This window comes from Providencia sp. PROV209, assembly GCF_028479485.1.
Classification (GTDB): Bacteria; Pseudomonadota; Gammaproteobacteria; order Enterobacterales; family Enterobacteriaceae; genus Providencia; species Providencia alcalifaciens.
Window position 1 is genome coordinate 156,884 of record NZ_JAMPNR010000001.1, and the last position, 25,781, is coordinate 182,664.

Below are 25,781 nucleotides of genomic sequence, written 5' to 3' on the forward strand. Positions count from 1 at the left end.
CATGGTAAAAGAATGGGCAACAGTGGTTAGGTGGCAAAAGGGGCGAGCATTATTGCGTTATGGTTCGTCTGCTGGTTGTGGAAGTTGCAGTGCTCGCGCAGCCTGTGGCTCTTATGCCTTAAATAAAATCGGACCTAACACAGAGCATGAGTTGGAAATTGACGTTGAGCAGCCATTAGTCGTGGGGCAAAAAATTGAAGTTGGTATTCCTGAGGGAAGCTTACTTCGCTCAGCAATGCTAGTCTATTTAACGCCATTAATCGGACTATTTTTATTTGCTGCATTGGCTCAATCAGCTCAGTTAGAGCAAGTTTGGGTTGCTCTAACTGGTATTTTAGGCGGTTTTGTTGGCTTTTTTACGGCAAGAAAAGTGGCTTCTCGCTGGCGAAATAAAATCGACTTTGAGCCTATCGTGTTACAAATAGGACTGCCTCCTGGGGAAATCAGCGTTCAAGCACATTGTTGAATGTCACTGTATACCTTAATCGCCTGTAGTTATGCTTTTCACTACAGGCGATTTTGTTTTTAGTCGTTCAAAATGAAAAAAAACGAAATAAGTAACTTATTAAACTTTGGCAAGTTTACAGTTGTTTTACATTGAATCTTTGTGTTAGTGGGTTCTTGTATGTAAAATGCTGCTAATTAGCAATCTTGTGATAATCATAGCATTTTAGTTTTGTAGCGAAATTTGCTCAAAACTGATTTTGTAAGGCAATTTAAAAGAAGATATTACCTTGAAAATCAAAAACATCAGAAACTTTTCGATCATTGCACATATCGACCATGGAAAATCCACATTATCGGATCGTATTATTCAAATCTGTGGTGGCTTAACTGACCGTGAAATGGCGGCTCAGGTTTTAGACTCTATGGATCTGGAACGTGAACGTGGTATTACCATTAAAGCGCAAAGCGTTACGCTCGACTATAAAGCTTCAGATGGTGAAACCTACCAACTGAACTTTATCGATACCCCTGGACACGTAGACTTCTCCTATGAAGTATCCCGCTCATTGGCGGCGTGTGAAGGCGCATTATTAGTTGTGGATGCTGGCCAAGGGGTTGAGGCTCAAACTCTAGCAAACTGCTATACCGCTATTGAGATGGATCTGGAAGTGGTTCCGATCCTTAACAAAATTGACTTACCAGCCGCTGATCCAGAGCGCGTAGCTGAAGAGATTGAAGACATTGTGGGTCTTGATGCCCATGATGCCGTTCGTTGTTCTGCGAAAACCGGTATCGGTGTTCAAGATGTTATCGAACGTTTAGTGAAAGAAATTCCACCGCCAGAAGGTGATGGAGATGCCCCTTTACAAGCGCTGATTATCGACTCTTGGTTCGATAACTATTTAGGCGTTGTTTCTCTGATCCGTATTAAAAACGGAACATTGAAAAAAGGCGATAAAGTAAAAGTTATGAGTACAGGAAACGTCTACAACGCGGATCGCCTTGGTATTTTTACACCAAAACAAGTTGACCGTGATGTACTGAACTGTGGCGAAGTAGGCTGGTTAGTGTGTGCAATTAAAGATATCACTGGCGCACCTGTCGGGGATACTTTAACGGGAGCTCGTAACCCAGCAGATAAAGCATTACCAGGCTTTAAAAAAGTGAAACCTCAGGTATATGCGGGTCTGTTCCCGGTCAGTTCTGACGATTATGAAGCTTTCCGTGATGCATTAGGTAAATTAAGCCTGAATGACGCCTCTCTGTTTTATGAGCCAGAAACATCAACGGCATTAGGATTTGGTTTCCGCTGTGGTTTCCTTGGCTTACTGCACATGGAAATCATTCAAGAACGTTTAGAGCGTGAATACGATCTTGATCTGATCACGACGGCACCAACGGTAGTGTATGAAGTTCAGCAAACTAATGGTGAAGTGGTTTATGTGGATAGCCCATCAAAATTACCGCCGCTGAATAACATTGAAGAGTTAAGAGAGCCGATCGCTGAGTGTCACATGCTAATGCCTAAAGAGTATTTAGGTAACGTTATCACTCTGTGTATTGAAAAACGTGGTGTACAAACCAACATGGTTTATCACGGTAATCAGGTCTCATTGACGTATGAAATCCCAATGTCAGAAGTGGTGCTGGATTTCTTCGATCGCTTAAAATCGACATCCCGTGGTTATGCATCATTGGATTATTCATTCAAACGTTTCCAAACATCAGATATGGTGCGTGTGGATGTTTTAATCAATAACGAACGTGTGGACGCATTAGCTCTGATCACTCACCGTGGTAACTCTCAGTATCGCGGACGTGAACTGGTGGAAAAAATGAAAGAGCTGATTCCACGTCAACAGTTTGATATTGCAATTCAAGCGGCAATCGGTAACCACATTATTGCTCGTTCTACAGTGAAACAGCTGCGCAAAAACGTTCTTGCCAAATGTTATGGCGGTGACGTTAGCCGTAAGAAGAAACTGTTACAGAAGCAAAAGGATGGTAAGAAACGTATGAAGCAAGTGGGTAACGTTGAACTCCCACAGGAAGCGTTCCTTGCTATATTGCACGTAGGTAAAGACAGCTAAGTTTACAAGGAGTCTTAATGGCTAACACGTTTGCCCTGATCCTCACACTCGCTACGCTGGTGACGGGGATTATTTGGTGCTTAGATAAATTTAAGTTTGCGCCTGCACGTAAGGCGAAACTTAAAAAATTGCGGGAAGTAACAAACGGCTCAATGAACGAGGATGAACTGGCGAAAGCGGTTCGTCGTCCATCGTGGCTGGAAACAGGAACCTCAATTTTTCCTGTGTTAGCCATTGTTTTGATTGTTCGTTCATTTATTTATGAACCGTTCCAGATCCCATCAGGTTCGATGATGCCAACATTATTAGTTGGTGATTTTATGTTGGTTGAAAAGTTTTCATATGGATTAAAAGATCCAATAACACAAACCACATTAATCGAAACTGGTAAGCCTAATCGCGGGGATATTGCGGTATTTAAATATCCGAAAGAGCCAAATGTTGACTTCGTAAAACGCGTAATTGGTTTACCTGGCGATAAAATTATTTATAACCCAGAAGCGAAAGAATTAACCATTTATCCAAACTGTGCAGATAATCAATGTACTGAAAAATTGCCCGTCACATATGGTCCATTAGAGCCAAGTGAGTGGACAATGGTTTTTGAAAATAGCTCTGTGGTAGATAACCAATATGGTAATTATCAGATTCCAGTAGACCAAGCATTACCGAGTAATTCATTGCGCCAGTATGGTCGCAGTGAGCAGTTAGATACCGTCACGCATCAAATACTGACGATTAATAACTACATTACTCAATCAAAATATGTGCAACCAGGTTTACCACTTAATGAGTGGATAGTGCCTGAAAAACACTATTTTATGATGGGTGATAATAGAGACAATAGTTCAGATAGCCGTATGTGGGGCTTTGTTCCTGAACAAAACTTAGTTGGTCGTGCTGTATTTATCTGGTTAAGTTTAGATAAACAAGAAAACGAATGGCCAACAGGCATTCGCTTTAGCCGAATTGGTCCTCTATAATTCATTTCAGACAATGCGGGTTTTCATGAGAAAACTCGCATTATCATAAAGCATTATTATTTTACCCAGTGTACAATAATGTTGCTTTAAACATTATTGACTTCCTATTTATTAATTATCCTCGTTAAATTCCGATAACTCATCGAAGTTATTTCTCGAATATCAATTAATTATGAGTGATGGTTGACGGGAGTCAGTGCAAACGCAACAGTTTTGTAAAATAGCTGATTTTACAGGTCTGTTGCGTGTGCTTTTTTATTAAACGTAGAATGGCTGGGCGCACATGAACCCCTCTTTGTTAGAAAAATTACAGCGTAAGCTTGGATATACATTCAAGCAAAATGATTTATTAATTCAGGCATTAACTCACAGAAGTGCAAGTAGCAAACATAATGAAAGACTGGAATTTCTAGGTGATTCAATTCTCAGTTTTGTGATTGCTAATGACCTCTATCATCGTTTCCCAAAAGTGGACGAGGGTGATATGAGTCGCATGCGTGCAACGTTAGTGCGTGGAAATACACTGGCTGAAATAGCTCGTGAGTTTGAGCTCGGTGAATGTTTACGTTTAGGACCGGGTGAATTAAAAAGCGGTGGCTTCCGCCGTGAATCTATCTTAGCAGATACTGTTGAAGCCTTAATTGGCGGAATTTTTCTTGATAGTGATATCCAAACTATCGAAAAAATCATTCTCGCATGGTACAAAGCGAGATTGGATGAAATTAGTCCGGGTGATAAGCAAAAAGACCCGAAAACGCGGCTACAAGAATATTTGCAAGGGCGTCATCTTCCATTACCGAACTATTTAGTGGTGCTTGTGAAGGGAGAAGCTCATGATCAAGAATTTACGATCCACTGCCAAGTCAGTGGCATTGAAGAACCGATTCATGGCATCGGTTCAAGCCGTCGTAAAGCGGAGCAAGCCGCAGCAGAACAAGCATTGAAAATCTTGGAGATTGAATGAGTGAATTACAATCCCACTGTGGTTTTGTTGCCATAGTTGGACGACCAAATGTTGGGAAATCAACATTGTTAAACCAGTTGCTGGGGCAAAAAGTCTCGATTACCTCGAGAAAGCCACAGACAACTCGTCACCGTATTATGGGGATCCATACAGAAGATAATTATCAAATTATCTATGTTGATACCCCAGGCCTTCATATTGAAGAAAAAAGAGCGATTAACCGTTTGATGAACCGTGCAGCATCCAGCTCTATTGGTGATGTTGAATTGGTTATTTTCGTGGTTGAAGGTACCCACTGGACACCTGATGATGAAATGGTGCTCAATAAGTTATCAAGTTTGCGTTGTCCTGTTATCTTGGCAATCAATAAAATTGATAATGTAGTTGATAAGACCAGTTTATTACCGCATATCGGCATGATCAGCCAAAAAATGAATTTCTTGGATGTGGTGCCAATTAGTGCTGAAAAAGGCACTGGCGTTGATACTATCGCGAAGATTGTGAAACAGCATATTCCTGAAGCTATCCATCACTTCCCTGAAGACTATATTACAGATCGCTCTCAGCGCTTTATGGCGTCTGAAATTATTCGTGAAAAACTGATGCGTTTCTTAGGTGACGAATTGCCATACTCTGTGACTGTCGAAATTGAGCAGTTTAAAGTTATGGATAAAGGCGGCTACCATATCAACGGCTTAATTTTGGTTGAGCGTGAAGGTCAGAAAAAAATGGTTATCGGTAATAAAGGAAGCAAGCTGAAAACCATTGGAACAGAAGCTCGTATTGATATGGAGCGTCTGTTTGAAACCAAAGTGCATTTAGAGCTTTGGGTCAAAGTAAAATCCGGCTGGGCAGATGATGAAAGAGCACTGCGCAGTCTGGGCTATGTTGACGATTTAAAATAATCGGTGACACCGTGAGTGGTTGGCAGCGTGCGTTTGTACTCCATTCTCGTCCTTACAGTGAAACAAGTCTATTAATCGACTTTTTCACTGAAGGGGAAGGGAAAATACGTTTGCTAGCAAAAGGTGCAAGACGTAACCGCTCACCATTAAGAGGCTGCTTGCAGCCTTTTACACCTCTACTAATCCGTTGGAGTGGTAAAGGTGAAATCAAAACCCTCATCAGTGCGGATCCCGTCTCTCTCGCTCTTCCTCTAAGTGGTACTGTCTTATACAGCGGTTTATACCTTAACGAACTCACAGCGCGTGTCATTGAGTTTGGGACACCATACTCTGCCTTATTTTTTGATTACCTCCAGTGTTTACAAATTTTAGCGGGGAGTGAACGCACTCCGGAGTCTGCTTTACGCCAATTTGAGCTCGCTTTATTATCTTATCTGGGCTACGGCGTTGATTTTTTACATTGTGCCGGTAGTGGTGAACCCGTTACTGATGCAATGACCTATCGTTACCGAGAAGAAAAAGGTTTCATTGGCAGCTTGGTGATTGACCAACTCACATTTACAGGCAAACAATTAAAAGCGTTAGCAGAACGTGAATTTCCTGATGCCGATACGTTAAAAGCGGCTAAACGTTTTACTCGTATAGCATTAAAACCCTATCTGGGTGGTAAGCCCCTTAAAAGTCGTGAACTCTTCCGTCAATTTATTATTCCTTCGGCAAATATAGCCAAATCTTAGTTATTTTTATTTGATAACGCTGTTTTCCTTTGTTGTATCCGTAACCTCACGAGTAATCCAATTCAATTTATAGCTATGTTCATTTTCTTCGAAGCGCTTCCTAAAAAGTGAATGTAATTGATGAAAATCAGGTATTAGGTTGGAATCGGTGGTGAAGAACGAGAGATTTTTTCCCTCAACGCGATAAATTGCAGTAGGATATGGCTGATACGAAATAAGTGACTGTTTATTCATAGGGAGTTAAACATGGCTGAGCTGTTATTGGGCGTTAACATTGACCACATTGCAACAGTTAGAAATGCAAGAGGAACACAATACCCTGATCCTGTTCAAGCGGCGTTTGTTGCTGAGCAAGCTGGAGCTGATGGGATCACGATTCATTTACGTGAAGACCGTCGTCATATTACTGATAGAGATGTTGAACTGCTTAATAAGACCATTCAAACACGAATGAATCTCGAAATGGCTGTCACGGAAGAGATGATTAAGATTGCTTGCCATATTCAACCAGCGTATTGCTGCTTGGTTCCTGAAAAACGTGAAGAAGTCACCACTGAAGGTGGTCTTGATGTGGCAGGGCAAAAAGAAAAAGTGGCTGCGGCAGTAAAACGTCTAACCGATGCTGGCATTTTAGTCTCTTTATTTATTGATGCAGACCATAAGCAAATTGATGCGGCACAAGAGTGTGGAGCGCCATTTATTGAAATCCATACTGGGGCTTATGCAGACGCTAAAACTGAACAAGAGCAGGAACTTGAGTTCCGTCGTATTCGCGATGGCGTAAGCTATGCGGCGGGCAAAGGTATTAAAGTGAATGCAGGGCATGGGTTGACCTATCATAATGTTCAGCGAATTGCTGCACTTCCCGAAATTTATGAGTTAAATATTGGGCATGCAATTATTGGTCGTGCGCTATTTAGTGGATTATCCCAAGCGGTGTCGGATATGAAAAACTTATTGATAGAAGCGCGAAAATAATGGCTATTGTAGGTTTAGGAACAGATATTGTTGAAATTACACGTATTGAATCAGTTATTGAGCGCTCCGCGGATAGCTTAGCGAAACGAATTTTAACGGAATATGAATACACGCAGTATCAGCAACAAACTAAGCCTGCGCGTTTTCTCGCTAAACGATTTGCAGTGAAAGAAGCCGCGGCTAAGGCGTTAGGTACGGGGATCCGTAATGGTTTGGCTTTTAATCAGTTTGAAGTTACAAACGATGAGCTAGGCAAACCGTTACTTTCACTGAGCGGTGAAGCGTTAAAACTAGCCAATAACTTAAAAGCCACACATTTTCATGTTTCGATTACAGATGAACGGCACTATGCGGCTGCAACGGTGATTATTGAAAGTCTGTAGTCATTATTCATTGCCGACTTATTTTTGGTCGGCAATGTTTCAATGAAATAGTACTCAATGAAAGAATACTTCAATGGATGGGGTTTTTAGTAAAACAAAATTGAATAGCGCAGAGCTCAGCCACGTCGTTTTAACAAACTTATTTAGCGTATTTGTGAAATTAGATTTTATCGGCATGATGGATCATGACAAATTTATCCCAAAGCTGTTCTTGGGACTCAATATGTTCGGGATCAGTGATAATCGTATTAGTGATGGGACAAACTGACTGGCAAGTGGGTTTATCGTAGTGCCCAACGCATTCAGTACATAGGTTAGAATCTATTTCATAGATCTCCGCCCCCATGAAGATTGCATCATTTGGGCATTCGGGTTCACACATATCGCAGTTAATGCATTTTTTAGTAATTAATAGTGCCATTTCAATTAGTTATATCAGATTCAAACCAGTAGTATACGTTTTCGAACGCCATTTTACACTGAAGTAAATCAATTAGACACTGAATTGTGGTTAAGAAAATTGAACTTACGATAAAGAAATGCTCCCAAGAATAAGACGTAAAAAGGCAGCAGCAAGTTGTTCATCAAAAATAATTAAGATTAGAATTTTTTATATATAAATAAAATAAGGACTTTAAAAGCCCTTATTTGGGAAAACCACAAATATTAAATTAATAAGTGATTAAGTTGTAAATAAACCAGTTTTTAGTTTTATCTGACTGAGTATAGAAATGCAGTACGCCATTAATGATAAAGAAGGTCGCTGACTTAATAGAGTCTTCGATGGAGAATTCTTCAGAATACATTAATTGTATACTTGCGTTATCTGCTATTTGATACACATCGATAACTTTTTCATCGAGGTTATAACCGTATAGATACTGTTTGTTTTGAGTTGAATCGTAGAAAGCTTGGATATTTTGTAGGTAAGTCTTTAATTTACCTTTTTGTACAACAACGGTAGGTTCGATTCTTCCCGCATCCGTCATGTTGTAAATCATGTAAGACTTATCTTTTGAATGCCCTAAAAAATAGTTTTTTTTGCCAGCACTGAATGCGAGTGTAGTTGGATAAAACTCTTCAAAGATATTTGTTTGCACGGTTCTTCTAATAAAAGCCATATTTTCCTCTTATTTAAATTATGAAAACTTAATTGCGTGTTAATCATATTTAACGAAAGAGCGGTTTAAAATAATGTTAATTATTAGTTTGTTTTATATATTCAAATGATTTAAAAATTAATAAAAGTAGAATATTCACAATAAATCCTAACTGTGATAGTAATAAGAAAAAATTATTAGGAAGTGGCTATGTTTGAGAATCTAGGGGTGTTGAACTTTTGGACCTATTTGGCGGGCTTGGTGTTGATCATTATAGTTCCGGGTCCAAATTCGTTGTATGTCTTAAAATCAAGTACTTCGCACGGAACTAAAGCTGGCTATCGTGCTGCTATAGGGGTGTTTACTGGGGATGCGATTCTGATTTTTCTTTCATTCATTGGGGTAGCCTCGGTAATCAAAGCTTCTCCAACCTTATTCATGATCGTGCGGTATCTAGGGGCGGCTTATCTTTTATATTTGGGCTGTAAAATTTTGTACGCAACATTTTGGCAGAAGAAAGCGCTATCAGCTGATATGGAACACATTGAAATAAAAAAAGAAAATTACTTCACACGTGCCTTGGTGCTGAGTTTAACAAACCCTAAAGCCATTTTATTCTATATCTCTTTCTTTATTCAATTTATCGATTTTAATTATAGCCATGCTTGGATTCCGTATATGGTCTTGGCGGTTATCTTAGAAACAGTCAGTTTCTTGTATTTAAGCTTATTAATTTTTAGTGGTTATTTAATCGCCCGTTTTTTACGAGAAAAGCAAATTTTAGCAAAACTGGGGAACTGTACGGTAGGCGCATTTTTTATGGGATTTGCTGCAAAACTCGCCATTTTTAGCAATTAGCCATTGATTAATATTCGATTCAATTTGCAGTCACTTTAACATTTCGTAATAATCAACTGTCTGAGTTGAATGAGTGAGAGGTTAGAGTGACGCAGTCAGAAATCGATGAATATTGGATGCTTCAAGCCCTTGAGTTAGCAAAAAAAGCTCAAGATGCCGGGGAGATCCCTGTTGGTGCGTTACTCGTCAAAGATAACCAGTTAGTCGCAACGGGTTGGAATCACTCGATTGAAAACCATGATCCAACCGCTCACGCTGAAATTGTCACCTTGAAGCAAGCTGGCACTGCGCTGCAAAACTATCGCCTATTAGGCACTACATTGTATGTGACGCTAGAGCCTTGCATTATGTGTGCTGGTGCAATGATACATAGTCGCATTGGGCGGGTCGTGTATGGTGCTAAAGACTTTAAAACCGGAGCATGTGGTTCATTTATCAATATTATGTCACAACCAGGTTTAAACCATTATGTTGAAGTCACAAGCGGTGTTCTTGAAGATGCTTGCTCATCTATGCTCAGCGAATTTTTTAAAATGCGTAGAGCACAGATTAAAGCACTGCGACAACAAGAAAAATTGATGCAAAATCCAGAAGATTAATCCCCTCCAGAAGGCTCGTTATATAGCGCCATTTCATTGTGAATTGCACTTGAACGAGTAGGCTTCGAGAGAATGTATTTTCCTAGGGAGTGGCTAGGTGAGTTTTTACTCTCTTTAGGACCAAATACACCTAAATTTGCAGAGGCTTGTGGTGTGATATCTAATTTTGCAGGCATCACGTACGATGAAAGCTGAGTTTCATTATTCGGAAGTACCACATAAACATGAGATTTCTTGGCAATCTCTAATGTTTTCTGTTTTTTCTCCTGACTCTGCAAATAACCCACTAAGCTTTGATGATAGCGGCGAATATTTTCCACATAACGATAAGCCTCGTGTCCTCGAGCATAGCCATACGTGAGCTGAGAATAATATTTTGGTTGTGTTAACAGGGGCAAATTCGCTTTAACATCCAACCAACGATCAGGGTTACCACCCAGTTTTTGTGTGAGTTTTCGCACGTCCAGCATATGCCCATAGCCCATGTTATAGGCAGCAAGCGTAAACCAAATACGATCATCATCTGCAATCGAGTCTGGTAATCGATTCATAATATAGGCCAAATACGCTGCGCCGCCTTTGATGCTACCCTCAGGATCTAACCTATCTTCAATTCCCATCGTTGTGGCAGTGGGTTTGGTCAGCATCATTATTCCGCGAACACCGGTCGGGGAGGTTGCGAGAGGATCCCAATGGGACTCTTGCCAAGCGATAGCTGCAAGTAGCTTCCAATCGATGGTGTCGACCGTCTCAGCGTACTTTTCAAATAAATGCTGATAGTCAGGTAATTTATTATTAATGGCACTAATAAATGTAATAGTGTCAAAATAATCAAAGGATTCTACATGGCTAAAATGTTTTTCCGTTAAGCGAGCGAGTAGGTCATTTTGATTACTAATATTAAAGAAATCGAGCAGGGCTGCATCTAAGCTATCGTCATACTGACGGCTCATATACCATGTAATGGCATGCTCATCACGCAAGTCAAATGCGACAGCCACTTTGGGGTGAATACGTTGTTGCAAAGAGACCGCAATAGAATCTTCAAGGGTATAATCGATTTCACCTTCTGCAACCATTTCGAGTAATTGGCTTGGCGTATAGTCGGTGCTTTCTTCCCATTTTAGGTTAGGGTATTGCGCTGAAAGTGCTTTTAAAGTGCTGGCGTGAGTACTTCCGGCGATAACCACCAATTTACCTTTCAGGTCATTAAACGTTTTTGGGCGGTTTTTCCCTTTACGGTAAACCAATTGCTGAGTCACGCTTAAATAATTTGGACCTGTTTTCATGGTGTCTAAGCGATCTTTGTTATACAGAAGTCCTGCGACAGCGATATCAGCATCTCTATTGTCGAGGTCGTCAAAAATTTGCTCAATTGTGGGGCGGATAATGATTTTTAGTTTAACACCTAGGTATGTAGCAAAGCCTTGAGCAAGCTCGTAGTCGAAACCTCGGAGCTGACGTTGCTCATCAATATAGATAAGTGGTGAACTTACTGCACTAATACGTAATTCTCCCCGCGCAATAATTTTGTCGATTTGGGGTGTTGGCGTATTTGACCATCGGACATTAAAGCCAATGATCATGGTGGCAAGTAAGGTGATGACCACGATAATAAAATAGTTAACTTTTAGGTTATTCAAATAATTATTTCTCGTGTAAGCACGGGTGCTGTGTTCTATGTAGGGACTGTTTAATCATGGTTATAAATCCAGTGGTTTCGTATTTTGCTCTAACTATGACGATCGGTGCAACTAATATTATCGTATTTAGCACATATTAATATTTAACTAATCGCTCTATTTTTAATCACGCAAACGGTTTCGTATTGATGAACATTGCTCTATAATGGGCGCCGGTTTCCCTGCTTTCGTGATCAGGGCTGGCGTTTAAAAGAGAGAATTGAAGACTATGGAAATTTTGCGTGGCTCACCGGCACTATCAGCATTTCGTATTACCCGCCTTTTGGCGCTGTTTGCTGAAAAACAGCTCCCAGTAACGGATATCTATGCTGAATATATGCATTTTGCTGAGCTATCAGCCCCATTAAGTGGCAGTGAGCAAGGTAAGCTGAGTAGTTTATTAAAATATGGTCCTTCTCTAGCTGAGCATGAGCCATTTGGAAAATTAATTTTAGTCACTCCACGCCCAGGAACTATCTCTCCTTGGTCTTCTAAAGCCACAGACATTGCCCATAACTGCGGTTTAACACAAGTTAAACGTATTGAACGCGGCGTTGCTTACTATATTCAAGCCGATTCACTGACTCATGAGCAGTGGGATCTCGTCATCAGCCTATTGCATGACCGCATGATGGAAACGGTTTTTGCCTCCTTTGAACAGGCTGAAGCGTTATTTGTGCAACATCAGCCTGCACCGATGAAAGTGATTGATATCATCGAAGGCGGTCGTTTAGCGTTAGACACCGCAAACAAAGAAATGGGCTTAGCATTAGCTGACGATGAAATCGATTATTTATTAGAGGCATTCACAGGATTAAAACGCAATCCTACGGATGTTGAGTTGTATATGTTTGCGCAAGCAAATTCCGAACACTGCCGCCATAAAATTTTCAACGCAGATTGGATCATTGATGGGGAAACACAACCGAAATCCCTGTTTAAAATGATTAAAAATACCTTCGAAAAAACCCCTGACCATGTCTTATCCGCATATAAAGATAATGCGGCGGTGATGGAAGGTTCTTCAGTAGGACGCTTCTTCCCAGAGCCTGATGGGCGCACTTATCGCTACCATCAGGAAGATGCACACATTCTGATGAAAGTCGAAACCCATAACCACCCAACAGCCATTTCTCCTTGGCCCGGTGCGGCAACAGGCTCGGGTGGTGAAATTCGTGATGAAGGTGCAACAGGGCGCGGTGCAAAACCTAAAGCAGGCTTAGTCGGCTTCTCAGTTTCAAATTTACGTATTCCTGGCTTTGAACAACCGTGGGAAGAAGATTTTGGTAAGCCAGAGCGTATCGTTACAGCGCTAGATATTATGACTGAAGGCCCTTTAGGTGGTGCGGCATTTAACAATGAGTTTGGTCGTCCTGCTTTATTAGGTTACTTCCGCACTTATGAAGAAAAGGTCAACAGTCACAATGGCGAAGAGTTGCGTGGCTATCATAAGCCGATTATGTTGGCGGGTGGTATCGGGAATATTCGTGCAGATCACGTCCAAAAAGGTGAAATTACCGTTGGCGCTAAACTGATTGTTCTGGGTGGTCCATCCATGAATATCGGCTTAGGTGGGGGAGCTGCGTCATCCATGACCTCGGGTCAATCTGCCGCGGATCTTGATTTTGCTTCCGTCCAACGTGATAACGCAGAAATGGAGCGTCGCTGCCAAGAAGTTATCGATAAATGCTGGCAGTTAGGTGATAAAAACCCAATTCTGTTTATCCATGACGTCGGCGCGGGCGGTTTATCGAACGCAATGCCCGAGTTGGTGAGCGATGGTGGCCGTGGTGGTCGCTTTGAACTGCGCAAAATTCTGAATGATGAGCCGGGTATGAGCCCACTAGAAGTATGGTGTAATGAATCTCAAGAGCGTTATGTGATGGCTGTTGCGCCAGAGCAACTCTCCTTATTCACTGAGATTTGTGAGCGCGAACGTGCGCCGTTTGCTGTGATTGGTGAAGCCACTGAAGAGCGCCATTTAACCCTAAACGATGCGCATTTCGATAATCAACCTATTGATATGCCGCTTGATGTGTTATTGGGTAAAACACCGAAAATGCTGCGTGATGTTAAATCACAGAAAGCTGAGCCTGAGTCATTAGATAGAACGTCAATCGACTTAACTGAAGCGGTAAAACGTGTTCTGCATTTACCTGCTGTTGCAGAGAAAACCTTCTTAATTACGATCGGTGACCGCACGGTAACAGGTATGGTTGCTCGTGATCAAATGGTCGGTCCATGGCAGATTCCAGTAGCTGATTGCGCGGTGACAACAGCAAGCTTAGATAGCTACTATGGTGAATCCATGTCCATTGGTGAAAGAACACCTGTGGCATTGTTAGATTTTGCCGCTTCCGCACGCATGGCGGTGGGGGAAGCGTTGACCAACTTAGCCTGTTCTTATGTACAGGATCTCAAACGCGTGAAGTTGTCTGCTAACTGGATGTCTGCTGCGGGACATCCTGGTGAAGATGCGGGACTGTATGAAGCTGTTAAAGCGGTCGGTGAAGAATTATGCCCAGCGTTAGGTTTGACTATCCCAGTAGGTAAAGACTCAATGTCGATGAAGACGCGCTGGCAGCAAAATGGTGAAGAGCGAGAAATGACGTCACCATTATCGTTGATTATCAGTGCCTTTGGTCGTGTTGAAGACGTGCGTTTGACCGTCACTCCTGAGCTGAAAACGACAGCGGATAACGGCTTGCTATTGATCGATCTTGGTCAAGGCCACAATGCGCTTGGTGGCTCTGCGCTCGCACAAGTTTATCGTCAACTAGGCAATAAAGCGCCAGATGTTCGCGACCCAGCGCTGTTATTAGGCTTCTTTAATACAATCCAAACATTGTTATCCGAGCAAAAATTACTGGCATACCATGATCGTTCAGATGGCGGGCTGTTTGTCACGTTAGTTGAAATGGCATTTGCAGGTCACTGCGGAATCAATGTTGATATCAGTTCGTTTGATGAAGATACGCTAGCCGCGTTATTTAATGAAGAGTTGGGCGCGGTGATTCAAATTCAAGGTGCCGACCGCCATTATGTAGAGCAGTGTTTTGCAGATGCAGGCTTAGCGAGCTGTGTTCACTACTTAGGTTCTGCAACCCAAGATGATGCGGTGATTATCAATAGCCGTGATACGGTTGTTTATAATGGTTCTCGTAGTGCATTACGTGAATGCTGGGCAGAGACCACATGGCAAATGCAGCGTTTACGTGATAACGAAGAGTGCGCAGACCAAGAGCATCAAGCAAAGAAAGATAATCAAGATCCAGGTTTGAACGTCAAACTGACTTACGATATTGCTGATGATATTGCTGCGCCGTATATCGCTTCCGGTATTCGTCCAAAAGTGGCCATTCTACGTGAGCAAGGGGTTAACTCACATGTGGAGATGGCAGCTGCATGGGATCGCGCTGGTTTTGATGCTATCGATGTGCACATGAGTGATTTATTATCGGGCAACTTATCCCTTGAACAATTCCAAGCGTTAGTTGCGTGCGGTGGCTTCTCTTACGGTGACGTGCTCGGTGCAGGTGAGGGATGGGCGAAGTCCATTCTGTTTAACAACCGTGTTCGTGATGAATTTGCGACCTTCTTCAATCGCCCAGATACTTTATCTTTAGGGGTTTGTAATGGTTGCCAGATGATGTCTAACTTGCATGAGCTGATCCCTGGGGCTGACTATTGGCCGCGTTTTGTCCGTAACCGTTCAGAACGTTTTGAAGCCCGCTTTAGCTTAGTGGAAATTGCGAATAGCCCATCATTGTTACTGCAAAATATGGCTGGCTCACGTATGCCGATTGCGGTATCTCACGGTGAAGGTCAGGTAGAAGCCCGTGCAGCGACGCATTTAACCCAATTAGAGAATAGCTCGCTGGTGGCAATGCGCTTCGTGAACAATTATGGTCAAGTGACTGAGCAATATCCAGCTAACCCGAATGGATCGGTTAATGGGATTACTGCGGTAACATCCACGGATGGACGTGCAACTATCATGATGCCGCATCCAGAGCGTGTGTTCCGTACGGTCAGCAACTCTTGGCATCCAGAAAACTGGGGAGAAGATAGCCCATGGATGCGTATTTTCCGTAATGCACGTAAACAATTAGGGTAAGATTAAAACGGCTATTTGAACAATGAGTTGAATATAAATCCCCCGATAAACAGGTGAATTCGCCTAATATATCGGGGGATTTTTTTATTCATGTAGCAAAATAAAAAAACCGCCCCGAAAGGCGGTTTAGCTGAGAAAGCGTCAAATAAGTATGACTTATTCTAAGATAAACATCCCGTATGGGTGGATTTGCAAATAAAGATCTTCACCCACAGACGGTTGCAATTGAGTTGCGTTGATCTGCAATAGCATCGATTGACCATGCCAATCTACCGTGACTTCATATTGCGGGCCCATATATGCCACATGAGTGATGGTACAGCGTTGGCTATCTTCACCTTGCTTGCTTAATGTGATGGCTTCAGGGCGAACACCGACAGTGACTTGGGTTTTATCTGTCATAAACTGCGCAGGGCGCGGTAAACGATAATTAAAGATATCCACGGAATCGCTGCTGAGTGTGGCTGGGAAAATGTTCGCATCACCCATAAAGCTCGCCATAAATTTGGAAGCAGGCTGGCGGTATAGCTCTTGCGGTGAACCTAACTGCATTATTTTACCTTTGTTCATTACCAGAACCATATCCGAAACCGCAAAAGCTTCGCTCTGGTCGTGGGTCACGTACAGTGAGGTAATATTAAATTGCTGTTGCAGTTCACGGATTTTTTCACGCATGCTGCGACGTAAGTTGGCATCTAAGTTACTGAGTGGTTCATCAAATAACAGTACTTTAGGCTTCAAAATCAGGGCGCGTGCCAGTGCTACACGTTGCTGTTGTCCTCCTGAAATTTGGTCAACGAAACGGTCTGCAAAGCCTGCTAAGTCTACCAGCTCTAGTGCTTCTTCTACGCGCTGTTTGATTTCAGCCTTTGGTAAGCCAAGCATTTTCAAACCATAGCCTACGTTATCCCCTAACGACATATGCGGGAAGAGGGCATAGGATTGGAAAACCATACAAATATCGCGCTGTTGAATAGAGCGGTCGGTGACATCTTCGCCATCGATAAACATGTGTCCTTCCGTTGGTTTTTCTAAACCGGCGACTAAACGCAGCACGGTGGTTTTACCACAGCCAGACGGCCCTAATAGGGTGACCATGCTTCCTTGTGGGATGGAAAGACTTAAATCGTCGATGACCGTATTGTTGCCAAAGCGTTTAGTTATATTTTTTAATTCAACGAAACTTTTCTGTGTCATGTCAGTGACTCCATGATTACTGTGCATTTTTGGCTTTGGAACGTGAAACACGGGCTTCGCCAATTAAATAGTCAAATAAGAAGATAATCGCGAGCATGACCACGATCAGAATAGAGCCGTAAGCAATTGCCACACCGTATTCACCATCTTCAACGCGGTTCAAGATATACGCCGTCGCAACGCGGGTGTCTGGTGTTACCAAGAACACAATGGCGCTCACGGTGGTGATAGCACGGACAAAGCTATAGATCAGTGCCGACAAAATCGCTGGGCGTAATAATGGCAGTAAGATGTGGAAAATTGTCCTCATTGAACCTGCACGTAAGCTGAGGGAAGCCTCATCTAGCGACTTGTCAATTTGGCCTAATCCCGCGATACCTGCGCGAATACCCACAGGCACGTTACGCATGGTCATGGAGATAATCACAATTGCCGCAGTCCCTGTTAAATAGAACGGTGTATCGTTAAAGGCGAGGATGTAAGAAACCCCAGCCACAGTACCCGGTACGGCAAAGCACAACATGGTGGTAAATTCGATAGTTTTCTTACCACGGAAATCTTGTCGAACCACAATATACGCGATAAGCAGACCCAAAATCGCGGTGATTGGTGCAGCGATACCCGCATATAACAAGGTATCTAACAGTGACGGCCATGCGCCATCATTCATGCCTTGACCAAACAGTTTGATAAAGTTGTCCAGTGTTAAGGTGTAGTCCACACCCCAGTTCACAGTGAAGCTTCCGTAGAAGATGCTGCCGTACAGTAAGACGTTAAACGCCACCCAAATACCCAGAATTGTTGTCACTGTTGCGACAAGAGAAACTGGCAGCGGTTGCACATCGCCACGATAAGATTTACCGGAAACGGTGACGTAAGAGCGTTTACCAATCCACATGTATTGCACACAGAACACCAGCAATGAGAAGACAAGTAAGGAAGCACCTAACGTACTGGCCGCTTGGTAATCCAGTTGGGAACCTGTGATATAGAAATAGATTTGCGTCGCCAGAACGTCGAAGTTACCCCCTAATACTAATGGGTTACTGAAGTCGGCAAGGGATTGCACAATGACAATTAAGAATGCGTTAGCTAGCGCGGGTTTCAACAGCGGCATAAACACGTTGAAAAATGTTTGGTAGCGGTTAGCTCTTAAGGTGTATGACGCTTCTTCCAGTGAAGGGTGAATAGTTTTAATCGCACCATCGAGGATCATAAATGACATCGGCGTAAATGCCAGAACTTGCGCTAGCCAAATCCCAGTAAAGCCGTACAACCAGTTAGTATTTTCTAGCCCCATATAGGTCGCTAAAAACTCAGTAATATAGCCTGAGCGACCCATCATTAAGGTGACGCCTAAACCGACAACAAACGGCGGGGTCACAATCGGTAAAATCGAGAATACGCGACCAATAATCGCGGAACGCTTAGCAATTCTTGTAGTGTAAATTGCCAGGATTAAACCAAAGAAGGTACATCCAACACCGACGGCTAATGAAAGGAAAATAGAGTTAATAATGACCTGAACAATGTGTGACTGGGTTAAAATAGCCACAAATGCAAATGGTGCAAAATCTCCGTTCCCATCAGTAAACATCGGAATAAAAATTGCCACACTGGGAAATACGATAAACAGCGCAATCAGTGCGACAACGGTGATCAGGGAGCCAATCACAAATTGGTCGCCACCCAGCCACTCTAAACGAGTCAGGGCGTGGGTCATTATCATACCCAATGCAATAAACAGCGTAATGGCGGAGTAGCCTAATCCTGTGCCTACCAAATAGGCACTAATAATGACGACAACGGCGGTAATTGCAGCCACGGCGATGTCGATATAGTGACGCGTTTTTTGGTTGCGATCAGCGGCAGTGATGGGTCTTAACAGTAAAATAGAAGGCAATAGATACCATAGCCAACTGATATTGACACTGCTCCAGCCGTACGCAGCGAAAATCTCTTCTTGGGTTGAGTCGAATAAGCCGTAGTCGAGGCTCCATGAGGGTAACAGAGCGAAGCCCAGCCAAGCTATCAGAATCCAAAGGAAGATACTGTCCTTTTTCTTCGAGGCTGTTAGGGTTAAGGTCTGAGGCATTGTTTTTCCCCTAAGTTCATTATTATTGAGTTAATAATTCATTAATTTAATATCATGATTTATAACGAAAATAATTTTGAGCTTAATTAATATTATCGTTCTAATGAGTGAGCCAGCCTTGAGCCGTCTGCGGATAGCAGACACTCTCTTATTGGGCATCATTTTTATAGTAAGTAGTTAGTACATCAAATCGTTAAGCAAGCGAATAACGCTGAGTGAAATACTCAGTGCGGCGACAAGCGCCGCACTGGGCGTATTACTTACTCATTTTGACTTCAGTCACCCACTTGTTGATCAGATTTTTACGGACTTCAGCATCGCCGTATTTATCCATATCGTAGTTGATTAAGTTTAAGTCTTTAAGTTTCAGAGACAGAGGTGAGGATTCAGCCGTGGTGTTGGTCAGGATTTGGTAAGATTGACCTTGTTTCCAGCTCAGCTCTTGGGCTTCTTTGGAGAGAACAAAATCCACGAACAGTTTGGCATTGTCCATGTTACGCGCGTTTTTCAGAATACTGATCCCGCCGATTTCGTAACCTGTACCTTCACATGGTGCGATTAGTTCTAATGGTGCGCCATTTTCCACTTCTAAAGAATAGTCATGAAGGAAGCCGATACCAATTGCGGATTCGCCGCGTGCTGCGTTACGCGCAGGGGCAATACCTGATTTCGTGTATTGAGAGATGTTAGCGTTTAATTTTTTCAGGTAATCGAATGCTTGCTCGTTGCCCCACAGTTGGTCAAAGGTTGCCAATGCGGTGTAGGCAGTACCTGAACTTTGTGGATCGGCGATTTGAATTTCACCTTTATATTCAGGCTTAGTCAGATCTTTCCAGCAAGTTGGGATTGGTAATCCTTTCTCTTTTAAACGATCTTTATTCACACCAAAACCTAAAATTCCGATATAAACCGCAGAGGAGTAGTTGCCTTTGCGTTTTGCTGGATCTTGGAATTGCGGCATGATTTGAGACAGGTTAGGGGATTTATAAGGTTCTAACAGATCCATTTCACCCGCTTGTGAATGTGGGTCGAGAGTTCCACCATACCAAACGTCTGCTTGTGGGTTGCGTTTTTCAGCTTCGATTTTTGCCAAAGTACTGCCCGAACCATTACGAACGAAGGTGGTTTTAACGTCGTATTTTTTAGCAAATGCTTGCGTTTCCGCTTCGCACATTGCATTGGTCGCACTACAGTAAACCACTAAGCGACCTGCAGCGTTTGCTGCTGTCGTCATAGCGGCAAGGGATAAGCCTGCTGCAACAAGTGTAGAAAGAGTCTTAAGTTTCATTGTCAGTCCTTTATTCACGTTTTCGGATTAACTATTATTATTTGCTGGTGAAACTGCACCAGCTAAATGCTCCCTTTTGCTGACATTAGCAATCAAAAGAGGCATCAGTAGTAGCCCCATCAGAGCGGCTGCACTGGCAAGTAGGGTAAACATGCCCGACCAACCATAATTAGCAATCACTTGAGAGAGCGGCCATCCTGCAATTGCTGCCCCTAAATAAGCGTACAATCCAAGATAACCCGTTACCGTTCCAGCTGCCTTTTTATGACAATATTCTGTAGCAGCTAGACCGACTAACATCTGTGGTCCAAAGACAAAAAAACCGTTGGCTAAGAAGCATGCCGCCAATAGGCCATAGTGATGAATGGGTATTAACCATAAGGCATTCACCGACACGAATAAGCCTAAGGAAAATAACAAAATCATCGGCGCACGTTGTCCTCTAAAGAGAAGGTCAGAACCCCAACCTGCGCAAAGTGCCCCCAGCAAGCCACCCAATTCAAATAGGGCGAGTGTGGCATTGGCACTTAATAAATTACTTCCGTGTGTTTCGGTTAGCCATAAATTACCCCAATCGTTTATCCCAATACGGATGAGATAAACCAATATGTAGGTGAAACCAAGCAGCCAAATCATCGGGTTAAACACAATGGTTTGTTTTAAGATCACCCACATTGATTGGGGTGGAGAAAGCTGCTCTTGGCGTAACTCTAATGCATCATGTCGCCATTGCCCGACTGTGGGTAAATGTTCTTCTTTTGGCGTTCCTCTAAGCTGGCGACATAGCCATAAACCTAAAATCACACCAATAATGCCCGGAACGATTAACGCCATTTGCCAGCTATAATGGGTTGCGAGTAACGCGGTTAACAGTGGCAGTGCCATTCCACCAAGGTTGATAGAGATATTCCACAGTCCCCACCAAAAACCGCGTTCGTTGCGCGAATACCAATGGGTTAGAATGCGCGCACAAGGTGGCCAACCCCAGCCTTGGAAAAACCCGTTTAGTGTCCAAACAACCAGCAATGCAGGAAACGATAAACAGTAGGCAAAAATGATATTGAGGATCCCCGTCATGACTAAACCTACCCCCATAAACCAACGGTAGCCTGTAATGTCGTGGAAAATACCAGATATAAACTTGGATAAACCATAAGCAAGGTAAAATGCGGAGGCGATCCAACCAATATCACTTTTGTCTAAAAACAGCTCAACTTGCATGACCGGCATAACAAAATTAAAGCTTTTACGAGTTAGGTAAAAAGCGGCATAACCGATGATCATAGAAAACATCAAGCGGCGACGCCAAAAACGGTAATTGCTGTCTAAACCCAGTTTGCTTTTACCTGTCATGATAGAGTTTCTCCCGTTTGGCAGAATGTAATGAAGTTTTTAAATAAAAGGATGAGATAAGGTATTAGGAGGCTAGGAAATATTCCTAGTTTTTCACTATTTCATTTCAAAATGTGGGCAAGTTAACAATTATTTTGGTGCCATTTTTGGTTGTCAGTGTCCAATCCCCACCTAAGGCGCGAACTCGCTCTTCAATTCCTCGTAAACCGAAGCCTGATGTACGTTTGCTAAAAGGAATGCCTACGCCGTTATCATCCACCATGAGCTGTATCGAGTCACCTTGCTGATTGAGCGTAATGTGGATTTTTGTGGCTTTCGCATGTTTGCTAATGTTATTCAGCAGTTCCTGAACCAGACGATAAAGGGTGAACAGTACCGTGTCGTTGGCTGGGGTTTCGGTTAGTCCATAATGAAAGTCACATTGAATATTATTTTCTTCAAACGCGAATTCACCGATTAAATGAGTGAGGGCATTTTCGAGGGACATTTCATCTAGCACTGGGGGGCGCAATTGACGTAATAGATGACGGGTAGCTTGGTGAATTTGTAGTGCAAGCTCATTGATTTGACTCGCCGCGTTATAGCTCAGATCGTTGGTCGCTGTTTTTTTCACTAGCATTGATTGGATCTGAATGGCGGTAATGTTCTGCCCAATTTCATCATGGAGCTCACGGGCGATATCTTTTTTCACATCTTCTTCAGTGTGAACCAGTTGGCGCATCAGGTCGCGACGTGCATGAAGTTCTTGCTCTAACCGCTGGCGATAACGTTGCAAGTTGCTGGAGAGCTGTTTTTGGCGGCTGATAGCAATTCCAAGCCCAATGCCAATTAAAGCTTGAGAGCTTAAAAAAAGTTGGAGCTCTTGAAGATCAACAAACGCCCCTTGGAATTGTCTGGCAAACGTGATGATTAAACTGCCTAACAGTGCGGACAGCACACCACCTTGCCAGCCATAGCGATAAGCCATAAAGATATTGGGAATAAAAACTAATAAAACAATGAGTTGTTCAATTTCAGGGGCGAAGAAAATCTGGGCGCTTAAACCGACCAGACAAAAAAGGAAACACCATATAATCAATGAAGTACGTAATTGTTTATCCGTTGTACCGTAGTCGAGGAGCATATGGTAATGCTGTTCATGCAGATATTCATAAATCAGATATACAAAGGGGGATAACAAGATTCCACCCGTAAATGTCGTGAGAAACAGTTGGCTAATAGAGTATTGGGAGAGTAGTCCGAACAGTAAGGCACTCAGAACACTATTGGCGGCAACGCCAGCTAGTAGCAAAATAAGTCGTTGCCAGTAAAGGGTATATCGCCACCAAATATTCTGGATAACGATTGCAACAAGCAAACTTAATAGCGGCGATAATAACAAAATAGGCTGTGTTACTAATTGCTCTTCAGCGAGCCAGTAAGTGAGTAGCCCTTCAGCAAGTAAAACAGTTGGCCAGTAGCGACGCCATAATAGAATCATTAAGGTTAAGCGTAAGGCTTGGGGAAGAAATAACGTCGCTTGAAAGCTATTTTGGCTGAGATAAAAACCAATAATCCATAATCCCACCCAAATCAGCGAGTAGGTAAATAATAGGAATAGAGACTGTAATCCTAAACGAGCCGCTTTGTTCATGATTATTTACCTTGATGGGATTCGCAGAAATCAGACTACCTAGAAATGATGTTGTGTTCTAACGCGTAATGCACTAAATCAATGGTGCTTTCACATTGTAATTTGCCAAGAACATTGGCACGGTGTACATGCACTGTTTTATGGCTCAGGTTTAATTGTTCTGCAATCACTTTTACGCTGAGCCCTGCGACCAGCAAGTTAAAAACTTCGCGCTCACGGTTGGTCAGTTCTTGAATGCCTTGTTTCTGTTGGGGTGTTTGGCGTAATGCGCGCATGGCATCGGCGCATAAGTAGCATCCACCTTGGTATACTGAGCGAACCGCTTGCACTAACTCTTCGGGTCCGCAGCATTTGGTGAGATAGGCACTGGCTCCAGCATCTAGTGCACTTTGTACAAAGGCAGGAGTATCATAGATACTTAAAATTATGGTACGAAAATCGGGCTTTTTTTTACGCAAGCGAGTTAGCAGTTGTAAACCGCTCTCATCGGGCATTGAAATATCCATAATTGCCACGTCAATATCGAGGCTAATTAGGTGCGGCCATGCTTCTTGTGCACTCGCATATTGCCCCACGATACTAATGTCAGGTTCTAACGTTAGTAATTGAGCAAAACCGGAGCGAACAACAATATGGTCATCAATAAGGGCTATTTTTATCATTGTAATATCGAGAGTAAGTAGGAGACCATTTGCCAGTCTTATATCAATATAGGGATGGATAAGCTAGCGGAATAACATAAAATTCTGACGTACATCAGAAATGAAACGCGCAGGATCATAGCGATAACAAATGGGATGGCAATATTTTATTTGGTCGAATACGGTGTTTTCCCTCGGAAAAAAACAGCATTTGCTTAAGGACAATACACTCGCTACTAAAATACAGCAAAAGCGAGTGGGGAATACAATTAGCCAATTTGCGCTTCTAGAATGGATAAGTCACAGTCAGTTTTGAGGATATTCGTGGTTTTTAAGCCAGCCTGCTGCAATAGTATCTCCAGTTCTTCTTGGGTACGCTCATCGGCACCAATGATCAAGTGGGAACAAAGTAGACCAAGATTTTTACCAAAATTTGGCTGATTATCGTGGCTAAGATGAATATCAATTAACAACACTTTTGATGTTTTGGTCATCGACTGGCGAATAGTAGTCAGTATTTGAATTAGATGATCATCATCCCAGTCTCGGCAAATAGATTTCAGTAAATAAAAATCAGCACTCGGGACTTTTTCAAAGAAAGATCCATTCTCTATTTTCCAGCGGCTATCATCATTTAGCTTATGCAGGATATGTTTATCAGTTACTGCTTTCATGTCAAAGAGAACGCCTTCGGTTTTTGGATTAGCGTCTAATACTCCAAGAAGTAAACCGCCAGTCCCCCCGCCAATATCGGCAATCAGACTATTTTCTGGGAAAGGGTATTTTGCGGTGATAAATGGATTTTCTAGGGTAGAAAATGAGGCCATCCCATCGTGAAAATTATGGGGAAGGTTGGCATTTCTTTCCCAATACTCAAAAAAACTCTCTCCAAAAATACGTTTAAAAATAGGTTCTCCAAGCGCCATTTCGGCAACGTGTAAAGAGGGCTCCCAAAGCGTTTTGTCGGTTAACATTAGCACAGCCTTATGGAGAGAGTGAGGGTGATCGGCTAAGAGAAACTCAGCCTCCGGTGTCATGGCAAATTGATGTTTATCGACAGCAGTAAAAATGTTTTGTGTCGCGAGTAACCGTAATATTTTATGGATCATTGTGGCATTAGCTTCTATTTTTTGTGCAATTTGCTTAGCGGTTTGGGGGCCGTCTTGTAGGTGTTCAGCAAGTTTGAGTTTTATAGCTGCACGTAACGCAGCTTGAAAGATAAAACCGACTGACTTATGGAGTAAGCGAATACCGGGTTCTAAGTGTGATAAAGGTTGAGATGAGGGTAAAGACATATAATCTCCGGATGTTGATGGGCAGAATGTTGAGTGGATATGTGAAGTATTGTCGGAATAGGAAAAACCTTCAAAATCATAAATTAACTTGATTGGTATAAAAATGATGTCGTTGTTGTTCATCTGGCTCTCAAACCAGCATTCAGTTAAATCAAATAACGATGTCTAAAATTAGCGACAAACAGCGATTGACACTGTCGCCAAAAGGAGACATTTATCCCATTGATAAATAATGATTTTAAAAATCAGGGTATTCACTGTCTTGAATTGGAGACAGATCGGTAGGAGATAACGAGAAATTTTCATCCTTCACAGTGAGTCAGAGAAAGTATGAATAGATAAAAAAATAAAAACATAATAAAAACAGAAGATTAAAAAATGGTTTGAAAAGTTGGCACGGGTTGTGCATAATATCAATCAGTTGCTCATTCAACTG

Annotated in this window: 21 protein-coding genes; 11 read left to right on the top strand and 10 right to left on the bottom strand. The window is 42.5% G+C overall.

The genetic code is table 11. From position 1 onward, the window contains the following. The first annotated feature begins 1 nt into the window (after position 1). The 8 genes from rseC to acpS all read left to right on the top strand — a co-directional run bounded on the left by rseC (position 2) and on the right by acpS (position 7,487). Positions 2–466, top strand: coding sequence for a SoxR-reducing system protein RseC (gene rseC / locus PR795_RS00845; RefSeq protein WP_036963935.1), 465 nt, complete (start codon positions 2–4; stop codon positions 464–466). A 274-nt stretch (positions 467–740) separates the two neighbouring features. After that, on the top strand, positions 741–2,537 hold the full coding sequence (gene lepA / locus PR795_RS00850; RefSeq protein ID WP_036963946.1) for a translation elongation factor 4: 1,797 nt from the start codon (positions 741–743) through the stop codon (positions 2,535–2,537). 17 nt (positions 2,538–2,554) lie between these two features. Beyond that, a complete protein-coding gene (gene lepB, locus PR795_RS00855) occupies positions 2,555–3,520 on the top strand; it encodes a signal peptidase I (RefSeq protein WP_006658675.1) in 966 nt (321 codons plus the stop codon). Positions 3,521–3,803: 283 nt separating this feature from the next. Further along, positions 3,804–4,484, top strand: coding sequence for a ribonuclease III (rnc, locus tag PR795_RS00860; RefSeq protein ID WP_006658674.1), 681 nt, complete (start codon positions 3,804–3,806; stop codon positions 4,482–4,484). Next, positions 4,481–5,389 carry a GTPase Era gene (era, locus tag PR795_RS00865; RefSeq protein ID WP_006658673.1) on the top strand — a complete coding sequence of 303 codons (909 nt, stop codon included), beginning with the start codon at positions 4,481–4,483 and terminating at the stop codon, positions 5,387–5,389. The genes rnc and era overlap by 4 nt, the downstream gene beginning before the upstream one ends. Positions 5,390–5,400: 11 nt before the next feature. After that, entirely contained in the window at positions 5,401–6,126 is a 726-nt protein-coding gene (gene recO, locus PR795_RS00870) for a DNA repair protein RecO (protein WP_036963933.1), read from the top strand. Positions 6,127–6,372: 246 nt separating this feature from the next. Next, complete coding sequence (pdxJ, locus tag PR795_RS00875) at positions 6,373–7,104, top strand: pyridoxine 5'-phosphate synthase (protein ID WP_006661286.1); 732 nt, start codon at positions 6,373–6,375, stop codon at positions 7,102–7,104. Beyond that, on the top strand, positions 7,104–7,487 hold the full coding sequence (gene acpS / locus PR795_RS00880) for a holo-ACP synthase (protein WP_006658669.1): 384 nt from the start codon (positions 7,104–7,106) through the stop codon (positions 7,485–7,487). Before pdxJ ends, acpS begins: the two co-directional genes overlap by 1 nt. A gap of 160 nt (positions 7,488–7,647) precedes the next feature. Here the strand turns inward: acpS and PR795_RS00885 are convergent, their stop codons facing one another. Next, on the bottom strand, positions 7,648–7,908 hold the full coding sequence (locus PR795_RS00885) for a YfhL family 4Fe-4S dicluster ferredoxin (RefSeq protein ID WP_006661288.1): 261 nt from the start codon (positions 7,906–7,908) through the stop codon (positions 7,648–7,650). A gap of 250 nt (positions 7,909–8,158) precedes the next feature. Continuing rightward, positions 8,159–8,587 carry an XRE family transcriptional regulator gene (locus PR795_RS00890; protein ID WP_224050430.1) on the bottom strand — a complete coding sequence of 143 codons (429 nt, stop codon included), beginning with the start codon at positions 8,585–8,587 and terminating at the stop codon, positions 8,159–8,161. 210 nt (positions 8,588–8,797) lie between these two features. On the opposite strand from PR795_RS00890, the gene leuE reads away from it, so the two are divergent. Both leuE and tadA read left to right on the top strand, forming a co-directional pair. Beyond that, positions 8,798–9,445 (top strand): leucine efflux protein LeuE, encoded by a 648-nt coding sequence (leuE, locus tag PR795_RS00895; RefSeq protein ID WP_006658666.1) that lies wholly within the window; start codon positions 8,798–8,800, stop codon positions 9,443–9,445. Positions 9,446–9,531: 86 nt separating this feature from the next. Next, the gene (gene tadA, locus PR795_RS00900; RefSeq protein ID WP_181480094.1) at positions 9,532–10,044 is read left to right on the top strand and encodes a tRNA adenosine(34) deaminase TadA; all 513 of its coding nucleotides are present in this window, start codon (positions 9,532–9,534) and stop codon (positions 10,042–10,044) included. Here tadA and mltF read toward each other — a convergent pair. Beyond that, the gene (mltF, locus tag PR795_RS00905) at positions 10,041–11,687 is read right to left on the bottom strand and encodes a membrane-bound lytic murein transglycosylase MltF (RefSeq protein ID WP_006661291.1); all 1,647 of its coding nucleotides are present in this window, start codon (positions 11,685–11,687) and stop codon (positions 10,041–10,043) included. The genes tadA and mltF overlap by 4 nt on opposite strands. A 268-nt stretch (positions 11,688–11,955) precedes the next feature. Between mltF and purL the strand changes: the two genes are divergently transcribed. Then, a complete protein-coding gene (gene purL / locus PR795_RS00910; RefSeq protein ID WP_272516576.1) occupies positions 11,956–15,843 on the top strand; it encodes a phosphoribosylformylglycinamidine synthase in 3,888 nt (1,295 codons plus the stop codon). 156 nt (positions 15,844–15,999) lie between these two features. Here the strand turns inward: purL and fbpC are convergent, their stop codons facing one another. The 7 genes from fbpC to PR795_RS00945 all read right to left on the bottom strand — a co-directional run bounded on the left by fbpC (position 16,000) and on the right by PR795_RS00945 (position 25,345). Then, entirely contained in the window at positions 16,000–17,040 is a 1,041-nt protein-coding gene (gene fbpC, locus PR795_RS00915) for a ferric ABC transporter ATP-binding protein (RefSeq protein WP_181480092.1), read from the bottom strand. A 16-nt stretch (positions 17,041–17,056) separates the two neighbouring features. Next, the gene (locus PR795_RS00920) at positions 17,057–19,135 is read right to left on the bottom strand and encodes an ABC transporter permease (RefSeq protein WP_181480091.1); all 2,079 of its coding nucleotides are present in this window, start codon (positions 19,133–19,135) and stop codon (positions 17,057–17,059) included. A 256-nt stretch (positions 19,136–19,391) separates the two neighbouring features. Further along, positions 19,392–20,423 (bottom strand): ABC transporter substrate-binding protein, encoded by a 1,032-nt coding sequence (locus PR795_RS00925; protein ID WP_006658660.1) that lies wholly within the window; start codon positions 20,421–20,423, stop codon positions 19,392–19,394. 27 nt (positions 20,424–20,450) lie between these two features. Continuing rightward, positions 20,451–21,776, bottom strand: a complete 1,326-nt coding sequence (uhpC, locus tag PR795_RS00930) for an MFS transporter family glucose-6-phosphate receptor UhpC (RefSeq protein WP_006661294.1) — start codon at positions 21,774–21,776, stop codon at positions 20,451–20,453. 106 nt (positions 21,777–21,882) lie between these two features. Beyond that, the gene (locus PR795_RS00935; protein WP_272516577.1) at positions 21,883–23,409 is read right to left on the bottom strand and encodes an MASE1 domain-containing sensor histidine kinase; all 1,527 of its coding nucleotides are present in this window, start codon (positions 23,407–23,409) and stop codon (positions 21,883–21,885) included. Between the two features lie 35 nt (positions 23,410–23,444). Beyond that, positions 23,445–24,071 carry a response regulator transcription factor gene (locus tag PR795_RS00940; protein ID WP_006658657.1) on the bottom strand — a complete coding sequence of 209 codons (627 nt, stop codon included), beginning with the start codon at positions 24,069–24,071 and terminating at the stop codon, positions 23,445–23,447. A gap of 248 nt (positions 24,072–24,319) precedes the next feature. Further along, positions 24,320–25,345 carry a methyltransferase gene (locus tag PR795_RS00945; RefSeq protein WP_036963920.1) on the bottom strand — a complete coding sequence of 342 codons (1,026 nt, stop codon included), beginning with the start codon at positions 25,343–25,345 and terminating at the stop codon, positions 24,320–24,322. Between the last annotated feature and the right edge of the window lie 436 nt (positions 25,346–25,781).